Origin of the sequence: Luteimonas panaciterrae (assembly GCF_020511115.1) — a bacterium.
Taxonomy (GTDB): Bacteria; Pseudomonadota; Gammaproteobacteria; order Xanthomonadales; family Xanthomonadaceae; genus Luteimonas; species Luteimonas panaciterrae.
The window spans coordinates 430,074-448,151 of sequence record NZ_JAJAVH010000007.1 but is presented as its reverse complement, the minus strand read 5'-3'; the positions used below and the strand labels follow the sequence as shown (position 1 = coordinate 448,151).

Genomic DNA, 18,078 nt, shown 5'->3' with positions numbered 1-18,078 from the left:
TTCAATCGCCATGAGCCAATCGCTCCGCGTCGCACTCGCACAGTTTGATTTCCCCGTCGGCGACGTCGCCGGCAATGCCGAGCGCATCGCGGCAATGATCGCCGAGGCGCGCGACGTGCATCGCGCCGATGTCGTGCTGTTCCCGGAAATCGCGATCAGTGGCTATCCGCCGGAAGACCTGCTGATGCGGCCGTCGTTCCTCGCCGACTGCGAGGCGGCACTGCGACGCGTGGCGGCCGGTGTGCGGGGCATCGTCGCGGTCGTGGGCTGGCCGGAATCGGCCGGCAGCGTGGTCTACAACGCCGCCAGCGTATTGCGCGACGGTCGCGTGGAAGCGACCTATCGCAAGCGCGAACTGCCGAACTACAACGTCTTCGACGAGCGTCGCTACTTCAATGTCGATCCCGACGGCGGGCCATGCGTGTTCGAGGTGAAAGGCGTGCCGGTTGGTTTGGTGATCTGCGAGGACATGTGGTTCGCCGAACCACTGGCCGACACCGTGCGCGCCGGCGCGCAGCTGGTCCTGGTGCCCAACGCCTCGCCGTTCGAACGCGACAAGCACGCGCAGCGAGATGCATTGCTGGAGATGCGCGTCAGCGAAACGCAGGTGGATGGACTCGGCACGGCAGTTGCCTATCTCAACGTGATCGGCGGCCAGGACGCGCTGGTGTTCGATGGCGCTTCCGTGCTGGCGGACGGCGACGGCTTCATCCATCCGGCGGCGCGCGCGTTCGAGGAACATTGGCTGGTGGCCGATTACGTGCCATCGACGCGCAAGTTCACGCTCGTGTCGTGGCCGGCCGAGAACGAGGAGAGCCGCGATGCGCTGGCCTGGCGCGCGGTCGTGCGCGGCACCCGCGACTACTGCCGCAAGAATGGTTTCGACAAAGTCTGGCTGGGGTTGTCCGGCGGCATCGACTCGTCGCTGGTGCTGGCGATCGCGGTCGACGCGCTGGGCGCGGAGAACGTGACCGCCGTGCGCATGCCCTCGCGCTACACGGCCGACCTGTCCAACGATCTCGCCGTCGAGCAATGCAATGCATTGGGCGTGCGCCTGCTGGCGTTGCCGATCGAGAAGCCGTTCCAGGGTTTCCTCGATACGTTGTCGGACACCTTTGAGGGGCGCGCGGCCGATACCACCGAAGAGAACCTGCAGTCGCGCACCCGCGGCGTGCTGATGATGGCGCTGTCGAACAAGTTCGGCGGGCTGCTGCTCACCACTGGCAACAAGAGCGAATACGCGGTCGGCTACGCCACCATCTACGGTGACATGTGCGGCGGCTACGCGCCGATCAAGGATCTGTACAAGACCGAGGTGTTCGCGCTGGCGAAATGGCGCAACGCCGTGGCCGGTGCGCCGGTGATTCCGTGGGAGGTCATCGGCCGGCCGCCTTCGGCGGAACTGCGCGAGAACCAGAAAGATCAGGATTCGCTGCCGCCCTACGACGTGCTCGACGCGATCCTGCTGCGCTACGTCGATCAGGAGCAGTCGCGCGACGAGATCGTCACGGCCGGCTTCGACGCGGCCACCGTCGACCGCGTGCTGCGCCTGGTGCGGACGAGCGAGTGGAAGCGGCACCAGGCCGCGCCGGGGCCGAAGGTCTCGCGTCGCGCATTCGGGCGCGAGCGTCGCTATCCGATCACCAATAAATATCCGGCTTGAGACGCTGCGCGCGGCATCGCGCGGATCTTGCTTACCCTTGCAGGATCGCCGTCACCCCGAGCCCGCCCGCAGCGCACATCGAGATCAGCGTACGGCCAGGTTGGCCGGTTTCGCGCCGATGAACGGCGAGTTGTTTGGCCGCGCCGGCGAGGATGCGAGCGCCAGTGGCGGCGAAGGGATGACCGAGGCCGACTGAGCCGCCGTTGACGTTGAGCTTGCGGCGATCGATTGCGCCCAGAGGCGCGTCAAGCCCGAGCGCACCCCGGCAATAATCCGCATTTTCCCAAGCCGCCAGCGTGCACAGCACCTGGCCGGCGAAGGCCTCGTGGATTTCGTAGTAATCGAAGTCCTGCAAGCCAAGGCCGTTGCGGGCGAGCAGGCGCGGCACGGCGTAGGCGGGTGCCATCAACAGGCCTTCCGGCTGCGGACCGAAAAAGTCCACGGCCGCGGCTTCGGCATCGACCAGCCATGCCTGCGGCGTGTGGCCGCGGGCTTGCGCCCAGGCTTCGGAGGCCAGCAACACCGCTGCCGCGCCATCGGTGAGCGGGGTGGAATTACCCGCGGTCAATGTGCCCTGACCGGAGGTTTTATCGAAGGCGGGCTTGAGGCGGGCCAGCTTCTCCAACGAAGTATCGCTGCGAAGATTATTGTCCCGCGCCAGGCCGAGGTAAGGGACGACGAGGTCATCGTAGAAGCCGCGCTCGTAGGCCTTCACGCCATTGACGTGGCTGGCCAGCGCCAAGGTGTCTTGCGCTTTTCGGTCGATGCGCCAGTGCTTGACCATCTGCTCGCAGTGTTCGCCCATCGACAGGCCAGTACGACGCTCGTTGACGTTGGGGATCGAAGGGCTGAGCATCGACGGACGCAGTTCGGCCAGCAGCCGGAGGCGCGCGCGCGTATCGCCGCTGCGCCTGTAGCGCAGGATCAGCCGGCGTAGCTTCTCGTTGACGGCGAGCGGGGCATCCGAGGCCGAGTCGACGCCGCCCGCGATGCCGGACTCGATCTGCCCCAGTGCGATCTTGTTGCCGACCGCGATTGCCGATTCCAGTGACGTGGCACAGGCTTGCTGGACGTCGTAGGCGGGCGTCTGCGGCGCCAGCTTGCTCAAGATCGTCGCCTCACGACTGATGTTGGCATCACGCGAATGCTTGAGCACGGCGCCGGCGGCGACTTCACCGACGCGTTCGCCCTGCAGACTGAATCGGTCAGCGACGCCGTCCAGTGCGGCGGCGAGCATCTCGACGTTGCTTGCTTCGGCGTAGTGGGTGTTCTGGCGAGCAAAGGGGATGCGGGCGCCGCCGAGAATTGCGACCTTTTGGATCATTTTCATCGCATAACCTCCTGAAACAATTTAGTTCGGCGCCGGAAGCGCGCCAGTCAAAGAGTGGCTGATGAGCCAAAAAACACATGCGCCCGCACAGCACAAGAAGCGGTTGGAGCCAAACGAAAATTAGATGACGATCATAATTTATCAATATGATGATCGTCATGTATCATGTCAAGGAGTGTTTACGGGAGAGTCAGGCATGCGTGTGAGTAGGGCACAGGCGGCGGAGAGCCGCGAGCGCATTCTCGATGCGGCGGCGCGGTTGTTTCGCGAGCGCGGCTTCGACGGTGTCGGAGTCGCCGGCCTGATGCACCAGGCAGGGCTCACCCATGGCGGCTTCTACAGCCATTTCGCCTCGAAGGAAGAGCTGATGGTGCAGGCTTGCGAGCACGCCTTGACGCAGACAAGCATGCTTTGGCACGGCCAGGAGCGACAGACGGGCAATGCCGCGGACGACCCGCTAGCCGCGCTCGTTACAGGCTATCTTTCCAAGCGACACCGAGACCGCCCTGGCAGTGGTTGCACGGTCGCGGCTTTGGCGGTTGATGCGGGGCGTCAAGGCCGCAAACTGCGCCGGGTACTGACTGTCGGGATGCGCGAGCAGATCGAGGTGCTATCCGGACTGATGAGTGGCGATTCCGAACAGGCCAGGCATGAGGCGGCGCTGGCTGCCTACGCCGCAATGATTGGTGCGTTGGTGCTGGCGCGCGCGGCGGACGATCGACAATTGTCGGAGGCGTTCCTGCACGCGGTGGCGCAATCGGTGACGGCTGCGGGTCGGGCTGGCCGATCGCGCAGCGCGGCGGACGGTGCCGCGTGAGGGAATCGCTGTTCGGCGGGCGAGTGGCGCGCCGGTTCAGCGGTTGTCGAGCTTCTTCTTTTTCTCGTTGTCCAGCGCCGACTTCTCGCTGGCGAAAGGATTGAGCTTGCGGATGGTCCACGGATAGTCGGGCCAGTCGCCCTTCAAGTACGGGTGCTGCGGGTCGTTCATTTCCAGCACGCGCTTGGCGTCGTCGGCGAGCGTTTTGTTGCCGAGCTTGTCGTAGGACGCGGCCAGCACGGCCACCGCGTCGTTCTGGTATTCGCTCTGCGGATAGGTTTCCAGCAGGAACTTGGCACGGTCGGCCGCGCCGACGTAGGCGCCGCGGCGCAGGTAGTACAGCGCCACGTCCATGTCGTGCCGCGCGAACAGGTTGCGCAGCGCCACCATGCGTTGGCGCGCGTCGGCGGCGTAGCGGCTGTTCGGGTAGCGGTCGGTGACGATGGTGAAGTCGTTGTAGGCCTGGAACGGCGTGGCCAGGTCGCGGCGGCTGGCGTCCAGCTGCCAGACCTTCTGCAGGAACACGGTGTCGCGATTGGAGTTCACCAGGCCGCGCAGGTAGTACATGTAGGCGGCGTTGCGGTGCGTGGGGTAGGTGCGCAGGAAGCGGTCGATGGAGGAGATCGCTTCTTCGTTGTTGCCCTGCTTGAACTGCGCGTAGGCGGTTTCTATCAGCGCCTGCTCGGTGTACGGGCCGTAGGGATACTGCGCGATCAGGCGGCGATAGGTGTTCACCGCGCCGTCCCAGTTGCCGCGCTCCATGGAGGAATGACCCTTCTCGAAGATCTGCTCGACCGGCTGGCCTTCCAGTTCGTCCTTGTCCTTCTTGAACATGCCCTTGACCCGCGAGCAGCCGGAGATGGCGAAAACGGCCAGCATCAACAGGACCAGAATGTGGCGCGGGGCAGGCAGGCGTGAGGTCATATAGGAGCAGGATTGGGCAGGGGCGGCACGAAGGCCGGATAATAGCAGCCCGCACCGGCCGCCCGCGGCCGGTGCCTGAACCGAACCCGTCCATCCATGCCCTCGTCCCCCGACTCCATCGACTCTCGTACCGCGCAGGTCCCCGACAGCGCGGCCGGCCGCCGCTTCGACGCGGTGCTGGCGGAGCTGTTCCCTGAATTCTCGCGCTCACGGCTGGCGGCCTGGATCAAATCCGGCGACGCCCGCCTGGACGGCGACCTGGCGCGCCCCCGCGATCCGGTGCGCGGCGGCGAGACGGTTACGTTGACGGCGGTCCTCGACACCCGCACCGAGGACGCGCCCGAGGACATCGCGCTCGATCTGCTGCACGAAGATCCCGACGTGTTCGTCCTGAACAAGCCGGCGGGCCTGGTGGTGCACCCTGGCGCGGGCAATCGCGCAGGCACCCTGGTCAACGCCCTGCTGCATCGCGATCCGGCACTGGCCGCGCTGCCGCGCGCCGGCATCGTGCACCGGCTCGACAAGGACACCTCCGGCGTGATGGTGGTCGCACGCACGCTGCCGGCGCACACCGCGCTGGTCGCGCAGCTGTCGGCGCGGGAAGTGCATCGCCAGTATCTCGCCATCGTGGTCGGCGCCCTGGTCAGCGGCGGCACCGCGAACGCGGCGATCGATCGTCACCCGCGCGATCGCCTGCGCATGGCCGTGCGCGACGACGGCCGCGAAGCGATCACCCATTACCGCCTGCACGAACGCTATCGCGCCCATACCGCGCTCGAATGCCGGTTGGAGACTGGCCGCACGCATCAGATTCGCGTGCACATGGCGCATCTGAAGCATCCGATCGTCGGCGATCCGCTCTACGGTGGGCCGCTGCGCCTGCCCAAGGGCGCGTCGGAGGCGTTGGCAACGGCGCTGCGTGAATTCAAGCGCCAGGCCCTGCATGCGCAGACCCTGGAATTCAAGCATCCCCTGAGCGGCGAGCCGGTGCGCTGCAGTGCGCCGGTGCCGGAGGACATGCAGACGTTGATGCGATTGTTGCGCGAGGATGCGGCCGAGCATGCGCAAGTGACGCGGCGATGAAGCGGGAAGGCATATTGCCCGCGGAGTGGAATGTTCCGGCGAACGTGTATGCGTTCACCACGCTGCGCGACGGCCCCGGGTTTTCGCAGGCGCCGTTCGACCGCTTCAATCTTGGCAATCGCACGGCGGCCGCCGGTGACGATCCGGCGACGGTCGAGCGCAATCGCCAGGCGCTGATCGAGGCTTACGGCCTGCCGTCGCAGCCGCGCTGGCTGCGGCAAGTGCATGGCACGCATGTCGCAATGGAGCCGGGTTTCGAGGAGCCCGAGGCGGATGCGGCGGTGACGTCGGCGCCGGGCGCGGTGCTCGCGATTCTCACCGCGGATTGTCTGCCGGTGGTGTTCGCCGCCATGAACGGTGGCGAGGTAATGGGCGTCGGTGCCGCGCATGCGGGCTGGCGCGGATTGGCGGCGGGTGTGCTGGAAGCCACCGTTGCTGCAATGCATTGTGCGCCCGAACGTCTCGTGGCGTGGCTCGGTCCCGCGGCGGGGCCGCAGGCCTACGAGATCGGCGAGGAAGTCTTCGATGCGTTCGTCTCGCGCGACGCGCGCGCGCAAGGCGCTTTCGTCGCGACACGGCCGGGGCATTGGCGTGTCGATCTCTATGCCTTGGCCCGGCAGCGCCTGGAAGATGCCGGCGTGGTGCGCGTGCAGGGTGGTGGGCTGTGCACGATTTCGGATTCGCGGCGTTTCTATTCGCATCGTCGCGACCAGCGCACGGGGCGGATGGCGACGATTGTCTGGTTCAACGGCGAATCGTGAGCTGACAGCCAGCCCGTATTGCTTTTGCTCGCTATTCCCACCGTCATTGGATGAAGAGCAAAACCCTTTCGGCTACTGATCCTCGCCCAGCGCTTTCAGATAATCACGCAGCCAGGCGCCGATATCATGCTTGCGCAGATGCTCCATCATCGTCTGCCAGCGCTCGATGCGCTTGTCCTTGGACATGTTGGCGGCGGTCGCGATGGCATCGGCGACGCCATCGAGATCGTGCGGGTTCACCAGCAGCGCCTCCTTCAGTTCGTACGCGGCGCCGGCCAGCAGCGAGAGCACCAGCACGCCGGGGTCTTCCGGGTTCTGCGCCGCCACGTATTCCTTGGCCACCAGGTTCATGCCGTCGCGCAGCGGCGTCACCAGTCCCACGCGTGCCATGCGATAGAAGCCGGTCAGCGTGGCATGGGCGAAGTTGCGGTTGACGTAGCGTAGCGGCGTCCATTCCGGCGCGGCATGCGTGCCGTTGATATGGCCGGCGATCTGTTCCAGCTCGTTGCGCAGCAGGCGATATTCGGAAACCTCGCCGCGCGAGACCGGCGCGATCTGCAGGTAGGTCAGGCTGCCGCGTTGGTCGGGATGACGTTCCAGGTACCGCTCGAAGCCGCGGAAGCGTTCCGGCAGTCCCTTCGAATAATCGAGGCGGTCGACACCGATGGCGAGCTGACGCTCATGCAGACTGCGGCGCAAATCGCGCACCGCGCCCTTGCTCATGGCTGCGCGCGCCTGCTGGGCGATGAGCTCGGTATCGATGCCGATCGGAAACGCCGCCGCGCGGAAGCGGCGCCCGCCCGGCGCCTCCAGCACGCCTCCGGTGAGCACGCGGCCGCCGCCGAACAAACGGACGTAATCCTGGAAGCGTTCCACGTCGCGGAAAGTCTGGAAGCCGACCAGATCGTAGGCGTACAGCGTGGAGAACAACCGCGCATGTTCCGGCATCGCCGCGACCAGATCGGCGGAGGGCATCGGCACGTGCAGGAAAAAACCTATCCGTGCGCCGATCCCGCGTTCGCGCAACAGCGACGCGAGTGGGATCAGATGATAGTCGTGAATCCAGATCGTATCGTCGTCACGCAGTAGCGGTGCCAGCTTCTCGGCGAACAGCGCATTGACGCGGCGATAGCCTTCTCGTGTTTCGCGGGTGTAGTCGACGAGATCGAGGCGGAAGTGCAGCAGTGGCCACAGCGTGCGGTTGGCGAAGCCGTTGTAATAGGCGTCGAGGTCGGGCTTGTTGAGATCGATGGTGACGTAGCGGATGTTGCCTTCGTGGAGTTCATGCAGCGTGCCGCTGGCCTCGCGCACGGTCTTTCCGCTCCAGCCGAACCACAATCCGCCGCGTTCCTGCAGTGCTGCCTGCAAGCCGACGGCGAGACCACCGGCACGGTTTTCACCCGGGATGGCGACGCGATTGGAGACGACGACCAGGCGGCTCATAACAACGTGCTCATGAAGCTTCCTGCCAGGAGCGCGACAACCGCATCGCGGCGATGATGAGGCCGACGTGCGAATAGGTCTGCGGGAAATTGCCCCAGGCTTCGCCGTCGTCGAAGGCAAGGTCTTCGGACATCAGGCCGAGATGGTTGCGGCGCGCGAGGATGCGCTCGAACATCGCCCGCGCCTCGTCCTTGCGGCCGATCGCGGCGAGCGCATCGATGTACCAGAACGTGCAGATGGTGAAGCTGGTCTGCGGCTCGCCGAAATCGTCCGCGGCGATGTAGCGGAACAGCGCGTCGCCGCGTCGCAGATCGCGGCCGATGGCCTCGACGGTGGCGATGAACCGTGGGTCATCGGCGGTGACGAACCCGATGTCGGCGAGCAGCAGCAGCGAAGCGTCGAGGCGATGGCCGCCGAAGGTGTCGGTGATGTGGCCCAGCTCCTCGTTCCAGGCTTCCTCCAGGATGCGCGCGCGGATGGTGTCGGCGCGCGAACGCCAGTAGACGGCGCGCTCGTCCAGGCCGAGCGCGCTGGCGATCTTCGCCAGCCGATCGCAGGCGGCCCAGCACATCGCCGCCGTGTAGGTGTGCACCTCGGCGCGGCCACGGAATTCCCACAGACCGGAATCCGGTACATCGAACAGCACAGCCGCGCGCTCGCCCAGCGGTTCCAGACGCTCGAAGGCGGAACGATCGCCGGGATCGGCCAGACGCAGATCGAAGAACAGCTGCGTGGAGGCCAGCACCACGCTGCCGTAGATGTCGTGCTGGTTCTGCGTCCAGGCCAGGTTGCCGCGCCGCACCGGTCCCATGCCGCGGTAGCCGAGCAGGGATTCGACCTCGTATTCGTCGAGTTCCGACGAGAAATCGATGCCATACAGCGGTTGCAGCGAACCGTCGTGGGTGGCGATGTTGAAGATGTAGCCGAGGAACTGCTCCATCGTGCGCGTCGCGCCGAGGCGGTTGAGGGCGCGCACCACGAAGGCGGCGTCGCGCAGCCAGCAGTAGCGATAATCCCAGTTGCGCGGCGTGTCCGGCGCTTCCGGAATCGAGGTGGTCATCGCCGCGATGATCGCGCCGCTGTCCTCGTACTGGCACAGCTTCAGTGTGATCGCGCTGCGGATCACCGCCTCCTGCCAGTCGAGCGGCACCGACAGATAGCGCACCCATTCGCGCCAATAGTTGCGGGTGCGTTCGTGCGCTTCGTGCACGTAGCCGGCGATGGAGCGGATGAGCGGCTCGTCGACGCCCAGCACGAGATGCACCGGGTGCGTCAGCACGAAGGTCGCCGCGTCGCGCACGTAACGCACCGGCACGTCCGTGGTCAGGCGCAGGGTGAAGTCGGGCAGGCGCCAGCGCACATGATTGCTGCCCCAGGTCTGCTCGGGCACGTTCGCGCCCCAGTCGGTCAGCGGGCGCACGCGCACGCGGATGCGCGGACGGCCGGAGAGCGGCCGCACCTGGCGGATGATGCTCACGGGGCGATAGAAGCGATCGTTCTCGCGCCAGCGCGGCGCGAAATCGGTGATTTCCACGGAGCCGCCATGCACGTCACGCAATACCGTGCGCAGGATCGCGGTGTTGGAGAGGTAGTACTGCTCGCTGCTGGCGAAATCCTCCAGCTCGATGCTGAAGTCGCCACCTTCGTGATCGCGCGGCGACAGCAGCGCGCAGAACGCGGGATCGCCGTCGAACGCCGGCAGGCAACTCCATACCACACGTCCGCGCTTGTCGACTAGGGCGCCGAAGCTGCCGTTGCCGATCACGCCGAGATCGAGGTTCTGCGGTGGTATCGATGTGTTCATGAGATGACTCCAAGCCAGGCGCGCACGGCAGCCGGATCGCGCAATCCGCAACGTGCCGCGCTGTCGCGTTCCAATGCGGGATCGCTGATGAGGATGCTGATGCCGCCGCGTGCGTTGACCTGGACGAAACCGCTTTCGTCGGTGAGGTCATCGCCGGCGAACACCGGCATACGGCCCGCGAACGGCGGCGCCTCGAGGAAGGCGACGATGGCATCGCCCTTGTCGGAATGCCCCGGGCGCAATTCGACGACCTGCTTGCCGTGCTGCAGCCGATATCCCGGCAGCCGCGACAGCGCATGCAGCGCGAAGGCCTGCAGAAGATGTTCCGCCGCCGGCGCCTGCCGCCAATGCAGCGCGAGCGACGCACCCTTGTCCTCAACGACGACACCATCGTGATCGCGCGCCAGGCGATTGGCTTCCTTGAGCAAGGCATTGAGTTCCGGAGGCGCGATGGCGGTGACGTCGTCACGGGCGTGCTGCCTGCGTTCGATGCCATGCAGGCCGGCGGCATCGAATCGGGACGGTGCGAACAGGTCGTCGAGCGTGGCGATGGTGCGGCCGCTGACCAGCGCCAGCGCGCCGCCGAGGCGCGCGCGCAGAGTTTCCAGACGTTTGCGCAATCCCGCCGGAACGATCACCGCATCGGGTGTTTCGGCGAGTTCGAGCAAGCATCCGTCGACGTCCAGGAACAAGGCCCAATCGTCGGCCGGTGCCGGTGGCGCCGGCCGCGCATGCGAGGCCGAGGACGCCGTGCGGGGGGCGGCAGTCTCGTGGTCGGTGCGTGACATTGATTCCACATGTTGGCCTGTTCATCCGTAAACTTACGTAAACCGCCCTAAACCGCATTCTTCCCGCAGTCACGTCTTTGAAGTCCGTCACATGACGCCAACGTTGTTCCAGAGCCTACTCGGCGTTTCGTTCTATGCGCTTCCGCCTTCCGTTCGCGCGTTGCACGAGATTCGCGGAAGAGGCCGTTATGTCGGCCGCGCGAGCATCACGCGTGGCCGCAATCCACTGGCGCGGCTATGCGCGGCGCTCGCGAGGCTGCCGCCCGCCATGCAGGATGTGCCGGCGACGGTCGACTTCGAGACGAAAGCCGCGAGCGAGACCTGGACGCGCCACTTCGGCGATCCCGCGGGTCGTGTGCATCGTATGCGCTCACGCCTGCGTCTGCGCAATCGTCTGCTGGTCGAGCGGCTTGGGCCGATGCAGTTCCGGTTCTCGGTGTGCGTCCATGAAGAGGCGATCCACTGGCATGTGGAAGGGGCGCGCCTGTTCGGTCTGCTGCCGTTGCCGGCGTCCTGGTTTTCCAAGGTGACGTGCCGGGAAGGGGAGGAGGCGGGGCGCTATACCTTCTTCGTCGATGCCGCGATGCCGTTGATCGGATCGCTGGTGCGCTACGAAGGCTGGCTCGAGCGCGAAGCGGATGCCGCCGCGATCTTGTCCAATCCCGCCGCCGGTGGTGTGGTTCGAACCGACGCCGCGCTTTCCGGGCAAGTCTAGACCGCAATGGAACGGTTTTCCGTCGCGGACGGCGAGGCGATCGTGGTCTTCGACGGCGTCTGCGTCCTCTGCAGCGGTTGGGTGGATTTCCTGCTACGCCACGATCGTCGTGGGCAATTCCGTTTCGCCGCGATGCAGACCGAGGCGGGGCGTGCATTGCTGGCGGGAAACGGCCTCGATCCCGATGATCCGTTGTCATTCCTGCTCATCGATGCGAAAGGCGCGCATACCGACAGCGATGCCGTGCTCGCGATTCTGACGCGCGTGGGCTGGCCCTGGCGCGTGGCGGGCGTGTTTCGCCTGCTGCCGCGCGCATTGCGCGATCGCGGTTATCGCTGGCTGGCGCGCAATCGCTACCGCTGGTTCGGCAAGAAAGCGGCGTGCTATCTGCCGGATGCGCAGACGCGCCATCGCTTCCTCTAGACAGGCCGTCTCGTCCGCGCGATACCCGGAACGGGGCGTTGCGCGCGGGATGACGAATCGGCAACGCCGCATCGGCGATACTGTCACGCCCGTTCGGAGATTCCGATCATGACCGCACACAGCCGCGCCGAACTGGCGGAGGTCCCCGGCGTCGCCCGCGAGCGCGATGCCGCGACCCGCGAGTTCGTCTTCAACCACACCATGCTGCGCGTCAAGGATGCGCGGGCCTCGCTCGATTTCTATACCCGCGTGCTCGGTTTCACGCTGGTGCGCAAGATCGATTTCGAGCAGGCGAAGTTCTCGCTCTATTTCCTCGTGCTGGTGGACGACGACAGCGAGATCCCCGACAGCGACGCCGATCGCAGGCAATGGCTGGCGCGGCAACGCGGCGTGCTCGAACTCACCCACAACCACGGCACCGAGCGCGAGGACGGGCGTGTCTATCACGACGGCAACAGTGAGCCGCGCGGGTTCGGACACATCTGCGTGAGCGTTCCCGATCTGCGTGGCGTCTGCGAGCGACTGGAATCGCTGGGCGTGACGTTCCAGAAGCGACTCAGTGATGGTCAGATGCGCGACATCGCTTTCATCAAGGATCCGGACGGTTACTGGATCGAGTTGATCCAGCCCACGCCGCTATAAGCTCGTCATCCCGGCTTATGTCGGGATGACGAGCAAGAGATGGCCGATCAGAAGGTGTATCGCACGCGAGCGTAGTAATACGCGCCGTTGCTGCCGATCGGCGAGAGCACGTCATAGGGCAGGTTGCCGAAGTAGGCGATGTCGTCGATTGAGCGGTCGGGATAGTTGTCGGTGAGATTCTGTCCGCCGATCGCGACCTGCCATTGCGGCGTGATGCGGAATTCGGCCTCGGCATCGAGCTGCCATTCCGCGCCGTAGGTCTGTTTGGGCGTGAAACCGCCACCGAAATCGAAGATGCGCGTGGCGCTGCCATGGCGGCTCACGCGCGCGAGCAGCGACCAGCGTTCGTTGTTCCAGTTGGCGCTGAGTTGCCCGCGCGTGCGCGGCGTGGCGTCGGTGAGCGTGTTGCTTTCCTCGATGCCGAACAGGATGTAGTCGGGGTCGATCGCGCTCAGCTGCGACGGCGTGGCGACGATGCGCTTCAGTTCGGTCTTGGCATAGCTGTAGGTGCCGGTGAGCTGCAGTTCGCCGCCGGCCAGCGCGTGGCGCCAGTTGGTGACCAGTTCCGCGCCTTCGGTGCGGGTGTCGGCGGCGTTGACGAAGAAACTTGCGCTCTGCACGCCGGTCACGCCGAAACGGTCCTGCACGAACTGCTCCAGCGCATCGCCGGTGATGCTTTCCGACAGCGCGACGCGGTCGTCGATGTCGATGCGGAACACGTCCAGTGACAGGTCGAAGTGCTCGCCGATGCGGCTGGTGAAGCCGAGGCTGAAGTTGCGCGAGGTTTCCGGATCGAGCGAGCGCGCGCCAAGCGCCTGCGCGATCGGGTTGTTGACCGACAACAGCCGGCCCGTGGTCAGCCGGCCCGAGGCGTCGTAACCGGTGGAAGTGGATTCGAAGCCGATCTGGCTCAGCGACGGCGCACGGAAGTTGTTCGACACCGCGCCACGCAGCGCGAAGGCGGGTGTGAACTCGTAACGCGCGGCGAGCTTGCCGGTGAACTGGCTGCCGAAATCCTCATAGTGCTCGTAACGCGCGGCGATGTCGGTGGAGAATTTTTCGCCGAACTGGCTCGACAGGCTGGCGTAGGCACTGGCGACATCGCGCGCGAGATCGGCCTCGTCCTGCGGTGTGAGGCCGCCACCGGCCTGCGAGCCGGTCGGGCGATCGGTGAACGGTCCGGCGGCATACGACGCCGGATCGCCGGCATGGGTGCGGTAGTCCTCGCGACGAAATTCCACGCCGGCGGCGAAGGTATGGGTGTTGTCGCCGCTGCCGAAACCGCGGCTGAGATCGAGATTCGCCACCGTCTGCTGGAAGGCGTAGTCACCGGTGCGGAAGCGCGTCGGGCTGCCCGGTCCGAGCGAGGCATTGAGCGAATTGCGCAAGCGATAGGTGAAATCGTTGCGTCCGTAATCGACGCTGGCGTCGTAATCCCATGATCCCCATTGCCCGCGCACGCCGCCCACCAGCGCGGCATCGCGGTTTTCGCCCAGCGATATCGGACGATAGCCATTGGGATACACGGACTTGAAGTTGGCGACGCCATCGGGATAACGGAAATAGTTGGCGCCCTCGGTGTCGCTCTGGTGCCAGGTGCCGAAGAGATACAACTCACTGGTCGCGCCCAGCGGCAGTTCGCTATTGAACCAGGCGTTGATGTCCTTCGACGCGCCATCGCCGAGCACGTAGTTGCGCCGGCCGGCGAGGGCGAGGTTGTCCGGCGTCTGTTCCTCGAAGAACGGAATCTGGTCGAAGCCGGCGCGATTGGTCGCCTCGCGATTCTTGAACTCGATGCCGACGCGAAGGAAGCCGCCGTCATCGCCCAGTCGCGTGCCGACCTTGCCGCTGAGGAAGGTGGTCTGGCCGTCGGTGAGCGTGCGGTCGATCGGTTTCACGTCGGTGTGATGTGCGCCGAAGCTGGCTTCCAGGGCGCCGCCCTCGGGCGCGTCGTCGAGGATGATGTTGATCACGCCCGCGACGGCGTCCGAACCATATTGCGCGCCGGCGCCATCGCGCAGCACCTCGATGCGTTTGACGGCGCTGACCGGGATCGCGTTGAAGTCGACCGGCGTGGTGCCCTTGCCGATCTTGCTGTCGGTGTTGACCAGCGCACTGACGTGGCGGCGCTTGCCGTTGACCAGCACCAGCACCTGATCGGGGCTCAGGCCGCGCAGCTGTGCGGCGCGGACATGGTCGGCGCCGCCAGAGTTGGACTGGCGCGGGAAGTTGAACGAGGGCAGCAGGGCCTGCAGCGCGCTGCCGAGTTCACCGTTCAAGGCGGCGGCCTTGCGGATGTCCTCGGCACTGAGCACGTCGATCGGCGCGGTGGATTCCAGGACGGTGCGGTCGTGCGCGCGCGTGCCGGTGACGATGACGGCATCGAGCGTGGCGGCGGGGTCGTCGGTCGCGGACTGCGTGGTGGATTGCGCGAACGCGGCACCGGCGGACGCGAGGGCGATGGCGGCGCACAGCGGCGTCACGGCGGGGTGGGGCATGCAGATTGTTCCTGAGGTGGGGCGTGGGGGCGGGATGGGGCGTCGCGAGGCCGGACCACCGGGTCCCGTCCGCTGCGCGGAAGCGAAGCAGCGTCTCGACGCCGGGCATCCCCTGCCAACCTTCGCTTTCCGGTACGGCCGCGTCAACCGATCGATGGTTATCTGCACATATCGCACGGGACCCTGTCACGCGCGCTGCAATCGCTGGCAAACTCGCATGCCCCGACTCCTGTTCCGAAGCGGAATTCCCCATGATCTGGCGAACCCTTGTGCTTTCCGTGCTGCTGGTCACGGCCGGCTGCGCCACCCAGCAGGACACCCGCCGTTCCGATGGCGTCACCTCGGAAATGCAGGGAGATACCGCGCGTCCCGGGCATGCGACAGCGGGCTGGGTCCGCAGCGAGCTGTATTTCGGCGTCGGTACCGAAGGCGATGCCGCCACGGAGATCAACGAAACGCGCTGGCGCGCCTTCCTCGACAAGGAGGTGACGCCGCGTTTTCCCGATGGCCTCACGGTCTTCGATGCCTACGGGCAATGGCTGTTCCGCGGCCAGGGCAAGGCCGAGCCGGAACGGCTGAAATCGAAGGTGCTGGTGATCCTGCACGAGGACACGCCGCAGCGCCGCGCCGACATCGAAGCGATCCGGCTGGCCTGGAAGCAGGCCACGCACCACCAATCGGTGCTCTGGTCGCAGCAGCCGGTACAAGTCTCGTTTTGAGAGCGTAAGCACAAATCGTTGCCGCGGCCCATGTTGTGTTGCACCATGCGGCTGGCAGGGGACTGCGCCAACCATCACCTTCGTCCACGGGGATTCACCGCAATGTCGCAACCGCACGCCACGCATTCCTGCGTCCGTCCTTTCCGCGCCCGCCGCTATACCTGGCAGCCGCTGGCGCTGGCCATCGCCGCCTTGCTGCCCGCGATGAACGCCCTGGCGCAAGAAGACGCCGCCCCGGCGCAGACGCCGCCGGCTGCGCCCGCACAGGACACCACCGAGCACAAGGCCGCCACGCTCGATACGGTGGAGGTCACCGCGCAGCGCAAGGTCGAAAACGTGCAGGATGTCCCGATTTCGATCAGCACGGTGAGCAGCGAGAAGCTCGACGTGGCGTTCTCCGGCGCTGCCGACGTGCGCGCCCTGGCCGGCCGCGCGCCGAGCCTGAATATCGAATCCTCCTACGGCCGCGCCTTCCCGCGTTTCTACATCCGCGGCCTGGGCAATACCGACTTCGATCTCAATGCTTCGCAGCCGGTATCGCTGATCTATGACGAAGTCGTGCAGGAAAGCCCGCTGCTGAAGGGCTTCCCGGTGTTCGACCTGGAGCGTGTCGAGGTGCTGCGCGGTCCGCAGGGCACGCTGTTCGGACGCAACACGCCGGCCGGCGTGGTCAAGTTCGAATCGGCCAAGCCGTCGCAGGAATTCAACGGCTACACCAAGGTCGGTGCCGGCACGGATGGTCTGTTCACCTTCGAAGGCGCGGTCGGCGGCGCGCTGACCGATCGCTGGTCGGCGCGCGTGTCGGCGTTGTATCAGCGCCGCGAGGATTGGGTCGACAACACGTTGCCCGGCGCGCCCAACGACGGCTTCGAGGGCTTCGACGAGGCTGCGGCGCGCGTGCAATTCCTCTACGAGGGCGACGGCTTCGAAGGGCTGTTCAATCTGCACAAGCGCAACATGAACGGCACGGCGCGCCTGTTCCGCGCCAACATCATCGAGAAGGGCACCAATGATCTCGTGCCCGGCTTCGACAAGGACAAGGTATCGACCGACGGCGTCAACTTCTCCGATCTGGAAACCTGGGGTGGCAGCGCGCGCCTGCGCTGGGAGCTTGGCGACTACAACCTGTATTCGATCACCGGTTACGAGAGCGCGGAATCGCTCAATCGGGGTGATATCGATGGTGGTTCGGTTTATGTCTTCCCGCCGACGCAACTGGGCGAAGCCTTGTTTCCGTCCGAAACAGCGGACGGACTGCCGGACCACAAGCAGATCACGCAGGAATTCCGCGTGGAGTCGAACTACGGCGGCGCCTTCAACTGGCAGGGCGGCCTGTTCTACTTCAAGGAAGACGTCACCATCAACAACTTCAACTACGACACGCTGGCCTTCAGCGCGCAGGCCGGCCATGCCGTGCAGAAGCAGAAGAACGAGGCCTGGGCGGTGTTCGTGTCCGGCGAATACCAGGCCACCGACAAGCTGAAGCTGCGCGGCGGCGTGCGCTACACGCAGGACAAGAAGGATTTCAGCGCCAGCGTGCTGCAGCCGGCGCCGTTCGGCGCACCGGCGGGCGGCCCCTATTCCGTGCATACCGACGTGGACAACGTCAGCTGGGATGCCAGCGGCGTCTACGCGATCAACGACAATGTCAACGTGTTCGCGCGCGTGGCCACCGGCTTCCGCGCGCCGTCCGTGCAGGGGCGGCTGTTGTTCGCCAATCCGCTGGCACCGAATGGCGGCGTGTCGCAGGCCGATTCGGAAAAAGTGATTTCGTACGAGGCCGGTGTCAAGGCCGATCTGTGGGACAAGCGCGCGCGCCTCGGGTTCACGGTGTTCCGCTACGACGTGGACGGTCAGCAGTTGATCGCGGTGGGTGGTGCTTCCAATACGGCTGAGCTGCTCAATGCCGACAAGACCATCGGCCAAGGCTTCGAGCTGGATCTGGAGGCCTATCTGACCGACAACCTGCTGGTCACGCTGGGCAGCAGCTACAACGACACCGAGATCAAGGATCGCGATCTGGCGGTGGCGCCATGCGGTGGTGGCTGCACGGTGACCGATCCTGCCAATCCCGACCCGGCTCGTCCCGGCACCGTGCTGATCAATGGCAATCCGCTGCCGCAGGCACCGAAGTGGGTGCACAACCTCACCGCGCGCTGGGGCCTGCCGGTCGGCGACGGCGGCGAGTTCTTCGTCTACACCGACTGGTCGTATCGCAGCGCGGTGAACTTCTTCCTGTACGAGTCCAAGGAGTTCCGCAGCAAGACGATCGTCGAAGGCGGTCTGCGCGTCGGCTACAACTGGAACTATGGCGATTACGAAGTAGCGCTGTACGGCCGCAACATCACCGACACCACGCGTGTGGTCGGTGCGATCGACTTCAACAACCTCACCGGCTTCATCAACGAGCCGCGCACGATCGGTGTGGAGTTCACGGCACGGTTCTGACGGTTCATCCCTCTCCCGCG

General features: G+C 65.7%; 15 protein-coding genes. 9 read left to right on the top strand and 6 right to left on the bottom strand.

Features of this window, described 5'->3' with window-relative positions; translation table 11 throughout:
- The first annotated feature begins 10 nt into the window (after positions 1–10).
- Positions 11–1,663, top strand: coding sequence for an NAD+ synthase (locus tag LG367_RS10095; RefSeq protein WP_226469105.1), 1,653 nt, complete (start codon positions 11–13; stop codon positions 1,661–1,663).
- Positions 1,664–1,694: 31 nt separating this feature from the next.
- Here the strand turns inward: LG367_RS10095 and LG367_RS10090 are convergent, their stop codons facing one another.
- Positions 1,695–2,993 (bottom strand): acetyl-CoA C-acetyltransferase, encoded by a 1,299-nt coding sequence (locus tag LG367_RS10090; RefSeq protein WP_226469104.1) that lies wholly within the window; start codon positions 2,991–2,993, stop codon positions 1,695–1,697.
- A 124-nt stretch (positions 2,994–3,117) separates the two neighbouring features.
- On the opposite strand from LG367_RS10090, the gene LG367_RS10085 reads away from it, so the two are divergent.
- Complete coding sequence (locus LG367_RS10085) at positions 3,118–3,810, top strand: TetR/AcrR family transcriptional regulator (protein WP_226469103.1); 693 nt, start codon at positions 3,118–3,120, stop codon at positions 3,808–3,810.
- A 36-nt stretch (positions 3,811–3,846) separates the two neighbouring features.
- Here the strand turns inward: LG367_RS10085 and LG367_RS10080 are convergent, their stop codons facing one another.
- Entirely contained in the window at positions 3,847–4,734 is an 888-nt protein-coding gene (locus LG367_RS10080) for an outer membrane protein assembly factor BamD (protein WP_226469102.1), read from the bottom strand.
- A 96-nt stretch (positions 4,735–4,830) separates the two neighbouring features.
- Between LG367_RS10080 and rluD the strand changes: the two genes are divergently transcribed.
- Positions 4,831–5,817 (top strand): 23S rRNA pseudouridine(1911/1915/1917) synthase RluD, encoded by a 987-nt coding sequence (gene rluD, locus LG367_RS10075; RefSeq protein ID WP_226469101.1) that lies wholly within the window; start codon positions 4,831–4,833, stop codon positions 5,815–5,817.
- Positions 5,814–6,578 carry a peptidoglycan editing factor PgeF gene (gene pgeF / locus LG367_RS10070; RefSeq protein ID WP_226469100.1) on the top strand — a complete coding sequence of 255 codons (765 nt, stop codon included), beginning with the start codon at positions 5,814–5,816 and terminating at the stop codon, positions 6,576–6,578. Before rluD ends, pgeF begins: the two co-directional genes overlap by 4 nt.
- Positions 6,579–6,650: 72 nt before the next feature.
- Here the strand turns inward: pgeF and otsA are convergent, their stop codons facing one another.
- From otsA to otsB, 3 genes are read right to left on the bottom strand one after another with little or no spacing between them, the layout of a single operon-like run.
- Complete coding sequence (gene otsA / locus LG367_RS10065) at positions 6,651–8,021, bottom strand: alpha,alpha-trehalose-phosphate synthase (UDP-forming) (protein ID WP_226469099.1); 1,371 nt, start codon at positions 8,019–8,021, stop codon at positions 6,651–6,653.
- 10 nt (positions 8,022–8,031) lie between these two features.
- Positions 8,032–9,813 (bottom strand): glycoside hydrolase family 15 protein, encoded by a 1,782-nt coding sequence (locus LG367_RS10060; RefSeq protein WP_226469274.1) that lies wholly within the window; start codon positions 9,811–9,813, stop codon positions 8,032–8,034.
- A gap of 8 nt (positions 9,814–9,821) precedes the next feature.
- Complete coding sequence (gene otsB, locus LG367_RS10055) at positions 9,822–10,613, bottom strand: trehalose-phosphatase (RefSeq protein WP_226469098.1); 792 nt, start codon at positions 10,611–10,613, stop codon at positions 9,822–9,824.
- A gap of 91 nt (positions 10,614–10,704) precedes the next feature.
- On the opposite strand from otsB, the gene LG367_RS10050 reads away from it, so the two are divergent.
- From LG367_RS10050 to gloA, 3 genes are all read left to right on the top strand, one after another.
- Entirely contained in the window at positions 10,705–11,328 is a 624-nt protein-coding gene (locus LG367_RS10050; RefSeq protein ID WP_226469097.1) for a DUF4166 domain-containing protein, read from the top strand.
- A 6-nt stretch (positions 11,329–11,334) separates the two neighbouring features.
- Positions 11,335–11,751: a thiol-disulfide oxidoreductase DCC family protein gene (locus LG367_RS10045; RefSeq protein WP_226469096.1), complete on the top strand. Its 417-nt coding sequence runs from the start codon at positions 11,335–11,337 to the stop codon at positions 11,749–11,751.
- A 108-nt stretch (positions 11,752–11,859) separates the two neighbouring features.
- Positions 11,860–12,393, top strand: a complete 534-nt coding sequence (gene gloA / locus LG367_RS10040) for a lactoylglutathione lyase (RefSeq protein WP_226469095.1) — start codon at positions 11,860–11,862, stop codon at positions 12,391–12,393.
- Between the two features lie 47 nt (positions 12,394–12,440).
- On the opposite strand, the gene LG367_RS10035 is transcribed toward gloA, so the two are convergent.
- A complete protein-coding gene (locus LG367_RS10035) occupies positions 12,441–14,891 on the bottom strand; it encodes a TonB-dependent receptor plug domain-containing protein (RefSeq protein ID WP_226469094.1) in 2,451 nt (816 codons plus the stop codon).
- 251 nt (positions 14,892–15,142) lie between these two features.
- Between LG367_RS10035 and LG367_RS10030 the strand changes: the two genes are divergently transcribed.
- The gene (locus tag LG367_RS10030; protein WP_226469093.1) at positions 15,143–15,610 is read left to right on the top strand and encodes a DUF3574 domain-containing protein; all 468 of its coding nucleotides are present in this window, start codon (positions 15,143–15,145) and stop codon (positions 15,608–15,610) included.
- A 102-nt stretch (positions 15,611–15,712) separates the two neighbouring features.
- On the top strand, positions 15,713–18,058 hold the full coding sequence (locus LG367_RS10025; protein WP_425490941.1) for a TonB-dependent receptor: 2,346 nt from the start codon (positions 15,713–15,715) through the stop codon (positions 18,056–18,058).
- Positions 18,059–18,078 lie beyond the last annotated feature (20 nt).

Coding starts and splice junctions, on each gene's coding strand:
- LG367_RS10095 (WP_226469105.1), top strand. CDS start 11: ATGAGCCAATCGCTCCGCGTCGCACTCGCACAGTTTGATTTCCCCGTC.
- LG367_RS10090 (WP_226469104.1), bottom strand. CDS start 2,993: ATGAAAATGATCCAAAAGGTCGCAATTCTCGGCGGCGCCCGCATCCCC.
- LG367_RS10085 (WP_226469103.1), top strand. CDS start 3,118: ATGACGATCATAATTTATCAATATGATGATCGTCATGTATCATGTCAA.
- LG367_RS10080 (WP_226469102.1), bottom strand. CDS start 4,734: ATGACCTCACGCCTGCCTGCCCCGCGCCACATTCTGGTCCTGTTGATG.
- rluD (WP_226469101.1), top strand. CDS start 4,831: ATGCCCTCGTCCCCCGACTCCATCGACTCTCGTACCGCGCAGGTCCCC.
- pgeF (WP_226469100.1), top strand. CDS start 5,814: ATGAAGCGGGAAGGCATATTGCCCGCGGAGTGGAATGTTCCGGCGAAC.
- otsA (WP_226469099.1), bottom strand. CDS start 8,021: ATGAGCCGCCTGGTCGTCGTCTCCAATCGCGTCGCCATCCCGGGTGAA.
- otsB (WP_226469098.1), bottom strand. CDS start 10,613: ATGTCACGCACCGACCACGAGACTGCCGCCCCCCGCACGGCGTCCTCG.
- LG367_RS10050 (WP_226469097.1), top strand. CDS start 10,705: ATGACGCCAACGTTGTTCCAGAGCCTACTCGGCGTTTCGTTCTATGCG.
- LG367_RS10045 (WP_226469096.1), top strand. CDS start 11,335: ATGGAACGGTTTTCCGTCGCGGACGGCGAGGCGATCGTGGTCTTCGAC.
- gloA (WP_226469095.1), top strand. CDS start 11,860: ATGACCGCACACAGCCGCGCCGAACTGGCGGAGGTCCCCGGCGTCGCC.
- LG367_RS10035 (WP_226469094.1), bottom strand. CDS start 14,891: ATGCCCCACCCCGCCGTGACGCCGCTGTGCGCCGCCATCGCCCTCGCG.
- LG367_RS10030 (WP_226469093.1), top strand. CDS start 15,143: ATGATCTGGCGAACCCTTGTGCTTTCCGTGCTGCTGGTCACGGCCGGC.
- LG367_RS10025 (WP_425490941.1), top strand. CDS start 15,713: ATGTCGCAACCGCACGCCACGCATTCCTGCGTCCGTCCTTTCCGCGCC.